The sequence below is a fragment of the Vibrio sp. Vb1018 genome, assembly GCF_033338775.1.
Taxonomy (GTDB): domain Bacteria; phylum Pseudomonadota; class Gammaproteobacteria; order Enterobacterales; family Vibrionaceae; genus Vibrio; species Vibrio alginolyticus.
Genome location: NZ_JAWOTI010000011.1, coordinates 122841 through 138651 on the forward strand (window position 1 = coordinate 122841; position 15811 = coordinate 138651).

Annotated in this window: 18 protein-coding genes; 8 read left to right on the top strand and 10 right to left on the bottom strand. The window is 43.7% G+C overall.

Annotated features, from left to right (window positions below):
• Positions 1–105: 105 nt before the first annotated feature.
• Positions 106–606, bottom strand: a complete 501-nt coding sequence (rfaH, locus tag R7Z10_RS13490) for a transcription/translation regulatory transformer protein RfaH (RefSeq protein ID WP_005382098.1) — start codon at positions 604–606, stop codon at positions 106–108.
• 333 nt (positions 607–939) lie between these two features.
• On the opposite strand from rfaH, the gene R7Z10_RS13495 reads away from it, so the two are divergent.
• Positions 940–2328 (top strand): peptide MFS transporter, encoded by a 1389-nt coding sequence (locus tag R7Z10_RS13495; protein WP_005382097.1) that lies wholly within the window; start codon positions 940–942, stop codon positions 2326–2328.
• 49 nt (positions 2329–2377) lie between these two features.
• Here R7Z10_RS13495 and hemH read toward each other — a convergent pair whose 3' ends face one another.
• From hemH to htpG, 3 genes are all read right to left on the bottom strand, one after another.
• The gene (gene hemH / locus R7Z10_RS13500) at positions 2378–3340 is read right to left on the bottom strand and encodes a ferrochelatase (protein ID WP_213893637.1); all 963 of its coding nucleotides are present in this window, start codon (positions 3338–3340) and stop codon (positions 2378–2380) included.
• A 167-nt stretch (positions 3341–3507) separates the two neighbouring features.
• Positions 3508–4152, bottom strand: a complete 645-nt coding sequence (adk, locus tag R7Z10_RS13505) for an adenylate kinase (RefSeq protein ID WP_005382094.1) — start codon at positions 4150–4152, stop codon at positions 3508–3510.
• A 320-nt stretch (positions 4153–4472) separates the two neighbouring features.
• Positions 4473–6377: a molecular chaperone HtpG gene (htpG, locus tag R7Z10_RS13510; RefSeq protein ID WP_017819957.1), complete on the bottom strand. Its 1905-nt coding sequence runs from the start codon at positions 6375–6377 to the stop codon at positions 4473–4475.
• Between the two features lie 271 nt (positions 6378–6648).
• Between htpG and R7Z10_RS13515 the strand changes: the two genes are divergently transcribed.
• The 4 genes from R7Z10_RS13515 to R7Z10_RS13530 are packed head-to-tail and all read left to right on the top strand — an operon-like array spanning position 6649 to position 9156.
• Positions 6649–7527 carry a transcriptional regulator gene (locus R7Z10_RS13515; RefSeq protein ID WP_017819958.1) on the top strand — a complete coding sequence of 293 codons (879 nt, stop codon included), beginning with the start codon at positions 6649–6651 and terminating at the stop codon, positions 7525–7527.
• Between the two features lie 11 nt (positions 7528–7538).
• Positions 7539–8054 (top strand): transmembrane regulator ToxS, encoded by a 516-nt coding sequence (toxS, locus tag R7Z10_RS13520; RefSeq protein WP_005382091.1) that lies wholly within the window; start codon positions 7539–7541, stop codon positions 8052–8054.
• A 46-nt stretch (positions 8055–8100) separates the two neighbouring features.
• Positions 8101–8856: a sulfite exporter TauE/SafE family protein gene (locus R7Z10_RS13525; protein ID WP_315956901.1), complete on the top strand. Its 756-nt coding sequence runs from the start codon at positions 8101–8103 to the stop codon at positions 8854–8856.
• 21 nt (positions 8857–8877) lie between these two features.
• A complete protein-coding gene (locus R7Z10_RS13530; protein ID WP_318105045.1) occupies positions 8878–9156 on the top strand; it encodes a SelT/SelW/SelH family protein in 279 nt (92 codons plus the stop codon).
• Between the two features lie 39 nt (positions 9157–9195).
• Here the strand turns inward: R7Z10_RS13530 and yfcE are convergent, their stop codons facing one another.
• The 6 genes from yfcE to R7Z10_RS13560 form a co-directional block, all read right to left on the bottom strand.
• Positions 9196–9741: a phosphodiesterase gene (gene yfcE, locus R7Z10_RS13535; RefSeq protein WP_005389637.1), complete on the bottom strand. Its 546-nt coding sequence runs from the start codon at positions 9739–9741 to the stop codon at positions 9196–9198.
• Between the two features lie 75 nt (positions 9742–9816).
• A complete protein-coding gene (locus tag R7Z10_RS13540; protein WP_005382086.1) occupies positions 9817–10026 on the bottom strand; it encodes a hypothetical protein in 210 nt (69 codons plus the stop codon).
• Between the two features lie 149 nt (positions 10027–10175).
• On the bottom strand, positions 10176–10583 hold the full coding sequence (locus R7Z10_RS13545) for a CBS domain-containing protein (RefSeq protein WP_031781352.1): 408 nt from the start codon (positions 10581–10583) through the stop codon (positions 10176–10178).
• Positions 10580–10930 (bottom strand): P-II family nitrogen regulator, encoded by a 351-nt coding sequence (locus tag R7Z10_RS13550; RefSeq protein WP_005382084.1) that lies wholly within the window; start codon positions 10928–10930, stop codon positions 10580–10582. Before R7Z10_RS13550 ends, R7Z10_RS13545 begins: the two co-directional genes overlap by 4 nt.
• Complete coding sequence (locus R7Z10_RS13555) at positions 10920–11711, bottom strand: DUF1538 domain-containing protein (RefSeq protein ID WP_005382078.1); 792 nt, start codon at positions 11709–11711, stop codon at positions 10920–10922. The genes R7Z10_RS13550 and R7Z10_RS13555 overlap by 11 nt, the downstream gene beginning before the upstream one ends.
• Entirely contained in the window at positions 11708–12442 is a 735-nt protein-coding gene (locus R7Z10_RS13560) for a DUF1538 domain-containing protein (protein ID WP_047102893.1), read from the bottom strand. Before R7Z10_RS13560 ends, R7Z10_RS13555 begins: the two co-directional genes overlap by 4 nt.
• 255 nt (positions 12443–12697) lie before the next feature.
• Here R7Z10_RS13560 and R7Z10_RS13565 point away from each other — a divergent pair, with 255 nt between their 5' ends.
• The 3 genes from R7Z10_RS13565 to R7Z10_RS13575 all read left to right on the top strand — a co-directional run bounded on the left by R7Z10_RS13565 (position 12698) and on the right by R7Z10_RS13575 (position 15811).
• A complete protein-coding gene (locus tag R7Z10_RS13565; protein WP_318105048.1) occupies positions 12698–13612 on the top strand; it encodes a TIGR01777 family oxidoreductase in 915 nt (304 codons plus the stop codon).
• A 44-nt stretch (positions 13613–13656) separates the two neighbouring features.
• Positions 13657–14484: an SDR family oxidoreductase gene (locus R7Z10_RS13570; protein WP_171344859.1), complete on the top strand. Its 828-nt coding sequence runs from the start codon at positions 13657–13659 to the stop codon at positions 14482–14484.
• A gap of 472 nt (positions 14485–14956) precedes the next feature.
• The gene (locus tag R7Z10_RS13575) at positions 14957–15811 is read left to right on the top strand and encodes a co-chaperone YbbN (protein WP_318105050.1); all 855 of its coding nucleotides are present in this window, start codon (positions 14957–14959) and stop codon (positions 15809–15811) included.

A 15811-nucleotide genomic window follows, 5' to 3' on the forward strand; every position in this document is an offset into this window, starting at 1 on the left:
GGTTCGTCCAACCCTTTTAAAACAGACAAAAAATTAGATACGATCAATTAGATACGATCAAAAAGAGGTGCTTTTGCACCTCTTTTTATGTTTGATGGAATTAGGCTATTTTAAATCTAAATCACTATTGTCTATGCTGACAGGAACACGCTTGGTGATCATCTGAACTAGCATAATTGAGCGTTTCTCACCATCTTGTTCTTGGAAGATGGCATCTATGCCCGCAAATTGACCGCTTTTAACTCTAATTTGATCGCCTGGTTTTGGCATGCATTCAGAAACGGTATTGTCATTACAACACTTTTCTAGCTGCATCAATTCGAAGACCAAGTCACCTTGAACTTCTTTCGGTTGAGCACCAAAACGCACAAAGTCAACAACACCTCGAGTAGAGCGGACTGAGGTGAAGTTTGGCCCTTGCTCATAATCAAAGTAAGCGAATACGTAACAAGGAAACAGCGGTTCCTCGACTTTTTGTCTTTTCCCGCGCAAAATCTTCTCAACTTCTACAGTTGGATAAAAGCACTCTACACCTTGGTTTTCAAGGTGTTGTTTCGCCCTAACCTGCTCCCCACGTTTACAATAAAGTAGATACCAACGTTTCATCTTTTTACTAGCCAATTCTATTTTGTTTTTATCCTAGCATTAAGCCAAAGTTGAGTCATTGATATTCAGTTTATCTATAAAAGTATGATTATACATCGCTCGCATTAACGAAATTTTTCAGCAACTTACGATAAAGAAGTCCATAGGCAAAAATGGAAATTAAGTTTGTAACACAACCAATACACCATCATATAATCTGCAAATCCAACCAAAAACAGCCACTTAACAAACAAAAATAGTTGAATGGCAAAATTTTATTATTTGTCACTCGTTGAATTGCATTGTATACGTAGAAGTCGTTAAAAAATGTAATAACTATTATTAGAAGAGCTTATGTCAAACCAACATCAATATTTTGGTCATCCACGTGGCCTGTTCTTATTGTTCGGTACTGAACTGTGGGAACGCTTTTCTTACTACGCAATGCGTGCCATTCTCGTGCTTTACCTTACTGATACAACAATGAATGGCGGCCTTGGCTGGTCAACCAAAGACGCATTAGACCTATACGGCATATACACAGGGCTTGTGTATATCACGCCTCTTATCGGTGGTTACCTAGCAGATAACTATTTAGGTCAACGTCGCTCAATTTTGCTTGGTGGCGCGTTAATGGCCATCGGCCAGTTTACTCTTGCACTTCCTGCTGATGCTTTAGGTATTGGTTCGCTACACAGTTTCTATTTAGGTCTTGGCCTACTTATCACTGGTAACGGTCTCTTTAAGCCAAATATCTCAACCATGGTTGGCGACCTTTATCAAGAAGGTGACAACCGTCGTGACGGCGCATTCACTATCTTTTATATGGGTATCAACTTAGGTGCATTACTTGCCGGCGTCGTTTCTGGCTCTGTGACAACCTCTTACGGTTGGAAAGCAGGCTTTGTTGCCGCTGGTGTGGGTATGCTGGTTAGCCTAGTGATGCAAATGGTACTGGCTCAATCATGGCTTGGTGATATTGGTCGCGAACCAGCGGCGAAACGAGATCTAAATAACAAAAACGCCACCACGAAGCAGCCACTCACCAAAGAAGAAGTGAATCGACTAAAAGTAATTCTGGTCATGAGCTTATTCACTATTGTCTTCTGGGCAGGCTTTGAACAAGCAGGTGGCCTGATGAACATCTACACTCAACAATATACTGATCGCATGATTGGTGGTTTCGAAGTTCCTGCTGCGTGGTTCCAATCACTAAACCCATTTTTCATTATTACTCTAGCGCCAGTTCTGGCTGTCCTTTGGGTAAAATTGGGTAAACGTGAACCTACTTCGCCAGTGAAATTTGCGATGGCACTATTTTTCTTGGCGATTGGTTTCCTTTGTATGGTTGGCGCAGTGCTAGAACAAGGTGGAGATACAACAGTAAAAACATCGATGTTATGGTTGGTCGGCGCTTTCTTCTTCCACACATTAGGCGAGCTGTGTTTATCACCAATTGGTCTTTCATTGGTGACTAAATTAGCACCGCTTCGCTTAGCTTCACTTATGATGGGTGCATGGTTTGGCTGTAATGCGATTGCTAACTATGTTGCGGGCTATGTGGGCTCTCACGTAGGCGAGTTAGGCGCTATGGCTATCTTTAGTGGTATTGCGGTCAGCGCAACCGTAAGTGGCGTAATTTTGCTCCTATTCTCTAATACACTCGTTCGCTGGATGCATGGCGCTGAAAATACGCACAGCACGGCAGAGCAAGTAGAAGAGCAGCAAGTACAAGTTGCTTGATCGCTCAACTAAACGTAGAAAGGGTCGCTATTGCGACCCTTTTTTGTATCTAAAGTTTAGATTGAACTAACTCAACCATCATCTCGATATGAAGTTCACTATCGTTCAAACAAGGGATGTAGGTAAAGTTTTCGCCACCAGCTTCAAGGAAAATCTCTTTACACTCTTCCGAGATCTCTTCCAACGTCTCTAAACAATCTGACGAAAATGCAGGGGTCACAACATTAATATTTTTCACACCCTTTGCAGGAAGTGCCTCTAGGGTCTTATCGGTATAAGGTTGAAGCCACTCTTCTCTCCCAAATCGGGACTGATACGTCATGCCAATTTGTTGTTCGCTTAAACCTAACGCTTCCCCAAGCAAGCGAGTCGTCTCTTCACAATGCTGTGGGTAAACATCACCATTGTCAGCATAGCGTTTTGGAATACCATGATAAGAACACAGCAGGTAATCTCCCTGACCATTCTTTTGCCAATGTTCACGAACTGAATGCGCTAACGCTTCAATATATTTCGGGTGATTGTAATAATCACGAATAAAGCTAAAGCCTGGCATCACCGGCAGGTTTTTAAATGCTTTAGTGATTCCGTCAGAAACCGCTGCCGTTGTTGTGCCCGAGTATTGCGGATACAAAGGTAAAACAATGACTTCATCAACGCCTTGCGCCAATAGGGCTTCAAAGCCTGATTGCAAACTTGGGTTACCATACGTCATACCAAGTTCTACAGGTATATCAAGCTTTTGTGCTAACTTTTCCGTTTGGCGTTGAGAGTACACCATCAACGGCGAGCCCTCTTCCATCCATACTGATTGATAGAGTTTGGCAACTTTAGGAGCTCGGATAGGAAGGATAACGCCGTGCAATAGTGGACACCAAAGCCATCGAGTCATGTCTACCACTCGGTGATCATGAAGAAACTGACTTAAAAAGCGCTTTACGGCAGGAGCGGTTGGTGCGTCAGGAGTTCCCAGGTTAACTAGGAGTACACCCTGTTTATTATTCTCTTTCATAACATCCTATTCATGGTAAACGGCTTGGTTCATATATTTAAGTAACCTCGAAGTAACGAATAGCCGAGCTGAAGTTAATTAGATATATGTTTACGAGTAAACTAAAAAAAGCGACCACTTGGGCCGCTTTCAATATATCAAAATATTAAATTTTTGACTTCAGCAAATTAAGATAGTGCTTTCTCGATATCCGCACTAACTTCAGCTACTTGCTTAGTACCATCAAACTTAAGGTACTTAGTCTTGCCTGCTTCAGCTTCTTTGCCGTAGTAGTTGATTAGCGGTGCAGTTTGCTCGTGGTAAACACCTAGACGAGCACGTACTGTTTCTTCTTTGTCGTCATCACGAACAACAAGATCTTCACCAGTTACATCATCTTTACCTTCCACTTTAGGCGGGTTGTAAACCACGTGGTAAGTACGACCAGAAGGAAGGTGAGCACGACGACCAGCCATACGCTCAACAATTACATCGTCTGCAACGTCAAATTCGATAACGTAGTCTACGTCTACGCCCATTTCTTTTAGGCCGTCAGCTTGAGGGATAGTACGTGGGAAACCATCTAGTAGGAAACCGTTTGCACAGTCTTCTTGAGCGATACGCTCTTTGATAAGACCAAGGATGATTTCATCAGAAACTAGCTGACCAGCGTCAATAACAGCTTTAGCTTGTTTACCAAGCTCTGTACCTGCTTTGATAGCAGCACGAAGCATATCACCAGTAGAGATTTGTGGAATACCGTATTTTTCCATGATGAAGTTTGCTTGTGTGCCTTTACCTGCACCTGGAGCACCTAGAAGAATGATGCGCATGATTTATCCTCTTTAATATTTAAGATTTATACCGAAGCTCACAATATCTGACCTCTTAGACATCAAACCTGAGAAGCACCTGCAACGATAAGTTTCGGTATAACGTATATAGGCGAGCAAAAATACACGCCTTATTACTCACATTCAAGTCGCAGATTCTATCACAGGTTCTCTGAGCAAAGAGTGTATTAAGACTAAAGAATGTTAACAGTACCCTCTTTCACGCCCTATTGATTATTAACTCAGCACTTGAGATGCAAAATTTTGCGACAACAAACAAAAAGCTCGCGAAATGCGAGCTTTTTGATTTGCAGAGGTTATTACACCTTAGTCAAAAGTTGATTAACGGCTCCTAAGAACTCTGTTGGATCCTCAATAGAGCCTCGCTCCGCTAGCATTGCCTGACCAAGCAGAACTTCAACCCAGCGACCAAACGCTTCTTCATCGGCTTCGTCAGCCATACGCTTAACCAATTCGTGCTCAGGGTTTAGCTCAAAGATGTATTTCACTTCCGGCACAGCTTGACCAGCTGCCGCAAGAAGCTTCGCCATTTGAGTGCCCATTTCGTAATCGTCCGTTACCACAACAGCAGGCGTAGATGCGAGTTTGAAGGTCGTACGAACTTCTTTCACACGATCGCCTAGGTAAGACTTCGTGCGCTCTACAACCGACTTAAACTCTTCTTCGGTTTCTTTTTGCTTCTCTTTTTCTGCTTCATCTTCAAACTGACTTAGATCAAGCCCAGCTTTAGTGATTGACTGGAACTGTTTACCATCAAACTCAGTTAAGTAGTTCATCAGCCACTCATCAATGCGGTCGTACATCAAAATAACTTCAATGCCTTTCGCTTTGAACTGTTCTAAGTGAGGGCTGTTTTTCGCAGCTGCATAGCTGTCTGCCGTCAAGTAGTAGATCTTATCTTGACCTTCTTTCATGCGCTCAACGTAAGACGCCAAGCCCACAGTTTGCTCAGAAGAGTCCACTTCAGTTGAGGCAAAGCGCAATAAACCTGCAACTTTCTCTTTGTTTGCAAAGTCCTCCGCAGGGCCCTCTTTCATCACAAGACCAAACTCTTTCCAGAATGATTGGTATTTCTCTTCGTCATTCTTGGCCATACGCTCGAGCATCGTTAGCACGCGCTTAGTACAAGCATTACGTAGAGACTGAGTCACTTTATTGTCCTGTAAGATCTCACGCGATACGTTTAGCGGTAAATCGTTTGAGTCTATTAAACCACGTACGAAGCGTAAGTATGACGGCATAAATTGCTCTGCATCGTCCATAATGAATACGCGCTGTACGTACAGTTTCAAGCCTGATTTGTGGTCGCGGTTCATCATATCCCAAGGTGCTTTCGATGGGATGTATAGTAAGCTCGTGTAGTCGTTTTTACCTTCTACACGGTTATGACTCCAGACCAAGGGATCGGCAAAGTCATGTGATACGTGCTTGTAGAACTCTTGATACTCTTCTTCTGAAATATCAGATTTGTTACGCGTCCACAGTGCTTGGGCTTTGTTGATTTGCTCCCACTTCTTCTCATCCGTTTCCTTGCCTTCGTCATCACGAACAACAGTTTGGATTGAAACAGGAATGCCGATGTGATCAGAGTACTTACTGATAACGTCACGTAGACGCCACTCATTCAAAAACTCTTTACCCTCTTCACGCATATGAAGAATGATGTCGGTACCACGTGACTCTTTGGTAATGTTTTCGATGGTGTACTCACCTTCACCCGCTGAGTGCCATTGTACCGCTTCATCAGCGGCTAGACCCGCAGCGCGAGTGCGCACGGTAACGGCGTCAGCAACGATAAATGCCGAGTAGAAACCAACACCAAACTGACCAATAAGCTGAGAGTCTTTGCTCTGCTCTTCAGATAGCTTTGAGAAAAACTCGGCTGTTCCAGATTTTGCGATTGTTCCTAAGTGCTCAATCACATCATCACGGCTCATACCGATACCGTTATCAGAAATGGTTAAGGTATTTGCGCTTTCATCAAACGACAGTTTCACGCAAAGGTCTGCATTACCTTCGTATAGATCTGGGTTAGATAACGCCTGAAAGCGCAGTTTGTCTGATGCATCTGATGCGTTAGAGATCAGCTCGCGCAAAAAGATCTCTTTATTTGAATAAAGAGAATGGATCATTAAATGCAGTAGTTGTTTTACTTCTGATTGAAAACCACGAGTTTCTTTATTTTGAGATACGGTTTCGCTCATGTGTGCTCCATAACATCTAAACTAATTGGCTTTTTCATAGGGACAAGTTTGTGACTTTCCCCTTGAAATCACCTTACCGAGATGTCATTTAACATGTGGCTGACAAATGTAAATTCAAGGTCAATATTGCTAAAAACGGTGTTTTTTTAGAAAATTTTAATTATCCTACCCGTCTAAAAGCATCTAAAATGTCGTGCGCACTCCAAGCGCCCCGGTAATTTTGTGACATAAATCACCATAATTACAACATCATCCATCTAAGAAGAACTAAATGACTAACATTGGCACCAAATTTCTACTTGCTCAAAGGTTCACCTTTGATCCAAATAGTAATTCGCTCGCTGACCAACAAAACGGCAACGACGTTGTACGATTAGGAAGCAACGAAAGCCGTATACTTCTGATGTTGGCAGAGAGACCAAACGAAGTTTTAACCCGTAACGAGCTTCACGAGTTTGTTTGGCGTGAGCAAGGTTTTGAGGTGGATGACTCAAGCCTGACTCAAGCGATTTCTACTCTGCGTAAGATGTTGAAGGATTCAACAAAATCTCCAGAGTTTGTTAAAACGGTACCTAAACGTGGCTACCAACTCATTTGTTCAGTGGAACGCTTGAGCCCATTTTCTACTGACTCTAACACTGACGTTGAAGAAACCGCTTCTGAACACGAAGCGCCAGCAGTGGAGTTAGAAGCGAGCGATACACCACCAACAGAGATAGTGACCGATACTACTGCTGATCTTGAGCCTCAAGTAGAGCCGACTAAAACTCAGCCGAAGCCAGCATCTAACACGATTAACTGGCTACCGCGTGTCATTATCTTTTTGTCTCTGCTGCTTCCTGTTTGCGTATTGTTATTCACGAACCCTGCGGAATCCCAATTCCGTCAGATTGGTGAGTATCAAAATGTACCAGTAATGACACCTGTAAATCACCCTCAAATCAACAACTGGTTGCCTTCAATAGAGCAATGCATTGAGCGCTACGTGAAGCACCATGCAGAAGACTCGTTGCCAGTTGAAGTGATTGCCACTGGTGGACAAAATAACCAGCTGATTCTGAACTACATTCATGACAGTAACCACTCTTACGAGAACGTAACACTGCGTATTTTCGCAGGTCAAAACGATCCAACAGACATCTGCAAATAAAGGAGGCCAATATGAAGATTAAATTAGCATCTGCGGTTTTGGCCGTATCCGTTCTTTTCAGTAGTTGGTTGTATTGGGGAAGTGACCTAAAAGTGGAGCAGCTCCTCACAGCAAACGAATGGCAGTCGACCATGGTGACAGTCATTACAGACAGCTTGCCTGACGATACTGTCGGCCCACTACGCCGAGTTAATGTTGAATCAAACGTGAAATATCTCCCTAATGGTGACTATATTCGCGTAGCAAATATCAAACTATTCGCTCAAGGTTCAACCGCAGAATCAACGATAAATATCTCGGAAAAAGGCCGCTGGGAAGTAAGTGACAACTATTTGTTGGTCTCGCCTTCGGAGTTTAAAGATATTTCATCTTCTCAATCAAAAGACTTTTCCGAAGCACAGCTACGTTTGATTACTCAAATTTTTAAGCTAGATGCGGAGCAAAGTCGTCGTATTGACGTCGTGAACGAAAAAACACTATTGCTCACTAGCTTGAACCACGGTTCTTCGGTACTGTTTAAAAACTAATTTTGATTGGATGATAAGGGGGCAAGACGCCCCCTTTGTTTTGCTTATGGATTGGCTAGATACCCTTACCCTTTTTTTCGGTTCACTAATCGCCAACACGCTGGCTTCACTTTCCGGTGGCGGAGCAGGCTTGCTTCAATTCCCTTTACTCATCTTTCTCGGCTTACCGTTCTCCGTTGCGCTAGGCACACATAAAGTGGCTTCGGTCGCTTTAGGCTTAGGCGCAGCAAGCACGCATTTAAGATCAGGCACTATTAAATGGAAAATCGCGCTCTACCTTATCTTGTCCGGTAGTATTGGCGTGATTTTAGGGGCTAACTTAATTGTACAGATCCCTGATGGTATCGCGGAAAAGATGCTCGGTACGATGATCCTAGCGCTAGGTATCTACTCGCGATTTAAGACATCGCTAGGCCAAGCTGAAGTAATACGCAACCGTCATCCTATTGGTTGGGTTATTGGTGGAATTGGCTTACTGTTTATCGGCATCATCAACGGATCTCTTACCGCAGGTTCTGGTTTGCTCGTGACACTATTTTTGGTGCGCTGGTTTGGTTACAACTACAAACAAGCCGTTGCTTACACCATGATTTGTGTCGGCCTGTTTTGGAATGGCATTGGAGGCATTGCCGTCGTACAGGCAGGGGCCCCTATTCACTGGGCTTGGCTGCCTGTTTTATTGTTAAGCTCATTTCTAGGCGGCAGTTTAGGCGCATGGGCCGCGACTCGATACAGTAACAGAGTGATTAAAGTTGCATTCGAAATTCTCACGTTTGCCGTGGGCATCAAGTTGCTGGTTTAAAAAGATTAAAAGGAAAGTTTCATGGATAAAGCAATCATTGATATTTATTACTGCCGCCAGTGCAACTGGATGTTGCGTTCAACTTGGCTATCGCAAGAATTACTGCATACTTTTAGCGAAGAATTAGAAACAATCAGGTTACACCCAGACACAGGTGGTCGCTTCGAAATTTTCTGTAATGGCCAACAAATTTGGGAACGGAAAAAAGACAGCGGCTTTCCTGAAGCCAAGGTGCTAAAACAGCGCGTTAGAGACATTATCGACCCAGAACGCGATTTAGGACATTCAGACACAAAATAGGGAGCAATTCGCTCCCTATTTTTTTACTTAGTAAAACCGTTAAATCATGGTTTGTGCTAATACTTCGCCTTCTGGCGTTTTTACCGTTAGCTTATTGTCTTCTAGAGTACCAAAGCTTCTCGGTAAGCCATTACGTGGGAATGTCATCGAGCCTGGGTTGAATATAATGGCTCCGTCTTGCATCTCTGCGACGGGAACATGTGTATGACCGTGGGCGATGATATCACCTTCACGCAGTGGCGGCCGTTTTTCAGAGTTGTACAAGTGACCATGAGTCAAAAAGATTCTCTTGCCAGATTCAAGTAGCACCCATGAGTAATCCATCATCATTGGAAACTTCAATAGCATTTGGTCCACTTCACTATCACAGTTGCCACGTACAGAAATAATTTGATCACTGTATTGGTTCAATAAGTCTGCTACCTGTGGAGGGTTGTAGCCTTCTGGAATAGGGTTTCGCGGCCCATGGTTTAGCGTATCTCCTAGCAAAATCAGGTGGTGCGCACCAGAGGCCAAAAATAGATCAATGGTTTCTTTAGTTGCTGGCAAAGAGCCATGCAGGTCTGAGGCAAAAAATAGTTTCACGACATCGTCTCCTCAAAAAGTATGAGGTCATTCTACGGCATTTTTTTAGCAGCTCAACCTACGACGGTTTGAATACTACTGATAGCGCAATGATTCAATGACCATAGGCAAAACATAGAACCATGCTGCATACGCTGTTCCAACCAACACCAGTATCCAAAACACCATCGACATAAATTTTGATTTGGCTAGATGGTGCAGCGGATCGGGCTCTCCGCATCCTGGACATGCATGAGCGCGTTTTGAGATTTGTTTCTCACACACGGGGCAAGAGACTAAAGGCATGATACAGATTCCTCGACATTAGGCTTAGGGCGCAAAGAATAATGGTGAATTAACACATATGCAACCTAACATATATTAAATATTTTAGTTCTTTGTAACAGTCGCTGACTTGAGAAAAAATTCGTTGATTTTTCATTTATATCAACCTATTACACTTCTTCTCGCACCATACCATTGATGACAATATTGTTATAACTCACCATCCCAATGACCTCGCCACTTTCAATGACCGGCGCTCTGCTTATGCCAAATCGCTCAAACAAACGTGCACAATATTTTACGTTCATATCTGGTTCGACACACAAAGCGGGCTTGGTCATGATTTCATAAATATTTGTGCGCTGAGGAGAACGATTATTCGCCAGCACCTTTTTGGCGATATCATTCATCAACACGATGCCATATTCATCATTATCATCTCGCTTTTTCACCACCAGTGCTTTGACTTGGTATTTTTTCGCTAGCGTTATGCCTTCGTATACGGTCATCAGTCCATCAACCATTACATACGTTGCCGCCATAACATCTCGAACTCTAATTATCGTTTGACTGCTCATAATTCATCCTCGACTACTTTGGTCAATGTCTCGACTTGATGCGCGACACCGACTGCATCTTCAATATCGATCTGAATAGCAATCCCCTGTCCCGACTCTCTGTCAAATTCACCAACCTCATTAATGGTCTCTAATATGTGTCGAGATAGATGTTCCTCGACCACAAACAGCAGCACATCTTTTTGCACTTCTAGCGTTAAACCAAAAAACGTTCGCTTTTGATTTAAACCTTGCCCGCGAGCATTGTTAATCACTGTTGCACCGGTCGCACCAGCATCGCGTGCAGCGTCCAACACCTTGTCTGTTTTGCTGTCTTCAACAAACGCAAGTATCAATTTAAAGCGCATTTTCTTCTTCCTCCGAGACGTTTTTATTCAGCCACTGGGTTATTTGCGCATAGCCCATCACAGAGATCATAGGAAATAGACTGGCAAACGCGATCAAGCCAAAGCCATCAATCATTGGGTTTCTTCCAGGGACGGTCGAAGCAAGCCCTAACCCTAATGCAGTTACAAGTGGGACAGTGACGGTAGAAGTTGTTACGCCTCCAGAATCGTAGGCGAGTGGAACAATAAGCTTAGGAGCGTAAAACGTTTGAATCACAACGACGATGTAACCCGCGATGATGTAATAATGAATGGGATCGCCCACGACAATCCGGTAACTCCCTAATGCAATACCAATTGCCACCCCAAACGCAACGGCTACGCGCAAGCCGTTAATACTGATACTGCCTCCAGAGACTTGGTTTGCTTTTATCGCTACAGCGATTAAAGAAGGCTCTGCAATCGTGGTACTAAAGCCTATAAAAAAGGCGAAGGTGTAAACCCAATAATAGTCGACCCACATTAAGGCTTTCCCTACCGATACTTTGAACTCTTGTAAAAACTCCGGCGCCGTTAATTGCACAGCCATCGTCTCCCCAAGTGGAAACAACGCCATTTCTAATCCAAGTAAAAAAAGAGCTAACCCGAAAATCACATAAACGAACCCAAGCAAAACTTTCTTAAGGTTGCTAACAGGACGCCTTAACACCGCTAACTGAAAACCAAAAATAATGCTGGCGATGGGAACGACGTCTCGAACGGTCGATAACAAAGTGTCTAGGAAATGATCAATTGAAATCATGTTACGACCATTCCGTAAACCATCACAAACATCATCGGTAACAGCGAGGCAAAAGCGATTAAACCAAAGCCATCCACCATAGGGTTACGCCCTTTAATAGAAGACGCTAAACCGACGCCCAGTGCAGTGACCAGAGGTACTGTTATGGTGGACGTGGTTACACCTCCGGAATCGTAAGCGACACCAATAATGGCTTCAGGTGCAAACCACGTCAGTATTACAACGCCGACGTAGCCACCAATGATCATGTAATGAATCGGCCACCCTTTTAAGATACGCAAAACACCGATAACGATGGCTATCCCCACTGAGAGAGCTACTGTTACTCGAAGTCCTTCTCCGTAATCCTGCATGGACTGCTCTGAGTTAGCGATCATTCCGCCCTCTGCCGCAACTTTTGAGGCTTCTTCCGCTACCGCGGTTAATGCAGGTTCAGCTATCGTGGTGCCAAACCCCAAACAAAACGCAAAGACTAATAACCAAAACACGCTGCCTTTTTTTGCAAAGGCTTGAGCCATACTCTCTCCGATAGGAAAAAGACCAAGTTCTAGGCCAAAGATAAAAAAGGTTAATCCTAAAACGACAAGCAACAAGCCAAAAAGAATGGAGACCAGGTTGGGCAGCGGCTCTTGCAAAACGACTAATTGGAAAAAAGTGATAACAATGATGATGGGTAATAAGTCACGAGCACTATTGAGGAGCGCTCGAAAAAGCGCAACAAATGCTTCCATGCCTATCCTCCTTGATTGTGCAAACTGATTACGCTCGTTCCAATGAGCGATAACTTCTAGTCTGGCATAGATTTCACTCTTCTACCGTGAATGCACTAGCGCCATCTATAACATTTAGTTACATATTTTCTAATATGTGAAGTTAATAGTATCTCTGCCAGCTTGTCACTATCCCAGAAATAATGGTGTTGAGATGATCAAGCTAAGAACAAAACGACTATAATGTTCTAATACGTGTACATTCAAAGAGATAACATGAAGATATTACTCACAGGTGGCACTGGGTTTATTGGCTCGGAGTTGCTCAAGCTGCTATCAACTCACCAGGTTATGCTACTTACACGCTCTCCAGAGCGAGCAAAACAACGCCTACAGCATGCTGATCTGGGTAATATCGAATACCTTGACTCGCTCGAGTCGTTCGCCGATCTCAATCACGTTGATGCCGTCATTAATCTTGCAGGTGAGCCTATTGCGGATAAAAGGTGGACCAGCGAGCAAAAAGAAAAAGTCTGCAAAAGTCGTTGGAAAATTACCGAACAAATTGTTGAGCTGATCCACGCAAGTACCGAACCTCCCTCTGTTTTTATTAGTGGCTCGGCAGTTGGCTACTATGGTGACCAACAAGATCATCCGTTTGATGAGTGCTTACATGTTAATAGCGACGGCTTTCCTCACGAGGTTTGTGCAAAGTGGGAGAAAATAGCTAAGCGCGCAGAGTCGGAACAAACACGGGTTTGTCTACTGAGAACTGGCGTGGTACTCGGCCTTAATGGTGGTGCGTTGGCAAAGATGCTATTACCTTACAAGCTTGGCGTAGGCGGCCCACTTGGGAACGGTAATCAGTACATGCCTTGGATTCACATCCTAGATATGATCCGCGCTATCATGTACTTGCTTGAAACACCACATGCCCACGGTGCATTCAATATGTGCGCCCCCCATCCTGTGACTAATCGTATATTCAGCGGCACACTAGCTAAAACGCTAAAACGTCCGCATATCTTGTTCACGCCTAAATGGGCGATGGAACTCCTAATGGGAGAATCTTCCTGCTTGTTGTTTGATAGCATGAGAGCCAAACCCAAAAAACTCACCGAACTGGGCTTTAAATTTAGCTACTCCAGAATAGAGCCAGCACTCAAGCACTTGCTTCATGACCGGAGCTGATGAATGATGGCTCCAATCAATGTTTCTGAGTCTTAAATTAAATTATGAAAAAGTCGATTCTTATTACGGGTTGTTCAACCGGCATCGGTTACGTGTGCGCTCACGCCCTACAAAACAAGGGATTTAATGTCATTGCATCTTGTAGGAAAGAACAAGATGTCCAGCGCCTAATTAATGAAGGGCTAACCTGCATCAATCTAGACCTAAATAGCCCAGAAAGCATTTCTTCGGGCGTGAAGCAAGCGCTAGAGTTAGCAGAAGGTAAGCTTTACGCAGTGTTCAATAATGGTGCCTATGGTCAGCCCGGAGCACTGGAAGACTTACCCACCGAGGCTCTTCAAGATCAATTTCAGACCAACTTTTTTGGTTGGCACCAGTTGGTCAGAGAGGTGCTTCCTCATATGCGCCAGCAAGGCGAAGGACGCATCATACAAAACAGCTCTGTTCTTGGTTTTGCCGCAATGAAATACCGTGGTGCCTATAATGCATCAAAATTTGCCTTAGAAGGCTGGACAGATACGCTCAGGCTAGAGCTTGCGGATACGAATATCAAAGTGGCATTGATAGAACCAGGACCGATCGAAACTCAATTTAGAAACAATGCATTACGAGCCTTTGAGAAGTGGGTTGATATTGAATCTAGCCCCCATCGTCATGCTTATGAAGGACAAAGAGAGCGACTCAACAACAACAAGTCTAATAATCGATTTGTTTTGCCTGCAGAGTCTTGCATCGCACCAGTTCTTCATGCATTAACTAGCGTTTCACCGAAAATTCGTTATCGAATTACTACACCGACTAAATTATTCGCAGTCTTGAAAAGACTATTACCAACCCGTGTACTTGATAAAATTTTGCGACAGGCTGCATAAAAAAGTTTTGTCGAAATGTAATTTCACCGTAACAATGTGATGTCATTATGAACATGTAGGTAAAAAAAACCTCAACTAAACGAATCAATTTCTACGCAATTCAGCGGGGATTCTTTCGCCCAAAGTGATTGAGTTGCTTAGATTTGGTATCGCCACCCATTACGTTTTGTAGCAATGTTTATACTACTGCGAGGCAACAATGACATTAAATCAGCTTAACTGGCTTAGTGTGGGTGTAGTGTTGACCATGTTCATCCTATTTTGATACCGCACTAACAAATAGCATTAGAATTGCGCTGCTTCGGCAGCGTTTTCTTTTTATCTAACACCTGAGCAGCAATAACCTCACTCTATTACCTCACGTTTTCTCAAAATAGAATGATTCATTATTGATGGTGAATGTCGCTTGAATTTCACCTAAATCAACTCCATATCTAATATCAACGACAAGACACAAGGCAAGGATACTCTGATGCAATCCCCATTTATCGTTGAGATAACAGAACAGAACTTTCGCGAAACGCTTGAAGGATCAATGAACACGCCCGTTTTGATCCACTTTTGGGCCAACGCTCAGCCAGAAAGCGCACAGATACTCCCTGAGTTGCAATCTCTTGCTCAACAGTACAACTGTGCATTTACGCTTGCTCTACTAAATTGTGAAGATCAGCCAGCTTTAGCGTCTCAATTTGGCGTGCAAGTATTGCCAACTATCGCGCTGTTTATAAATGGTCAAGCCGTCGATGGTCTGGGAGGCCCCCAGCCAATTGATGCCATTGCTACCATGCTACAAAAGCATTTGCCAAGCCCAGATGAACAACTATTAAAACAAGTCAGTGAACTTCTTCAGCAAGGTGAGCATGCTCAGGCTTTGAGTATCATCCACACTTTGCCGCCAGAGCTGCAAGAGCGTGGTGATGTGAAACTCGCGATGGCTGATTGTTTGCTAGAAACCAAACAATTTGATATTGCCCAAGAACTACTGAACGCTATCCCTCTCGAGTATCAAGATAACTACTACAAGAGCCTAATAGCCAAGCTCGAGCTGCATTTGCAGGCTGCAGATAGCCCTGAGTTACAGCGACTAGAACAAGCATACGCAGCAGACATGGCAAACTTCGAACTCGCTTGTGAATTGGCGGTACAATACAACCAAGTTGGTCGGGATGAAGAAGCGTTGGAACTGCTGTGGAATATTCTTAAAAAAGACTTGGGCGCCCAAGACGGTGAAGTGAAGAAGACTTTTATGGATATTCTCAGTGCGCTAGGTCAAGGTAACGCATTAGCAAGCAAATATCGTCGCCAGCTTTACTCAATTTTGTACTAA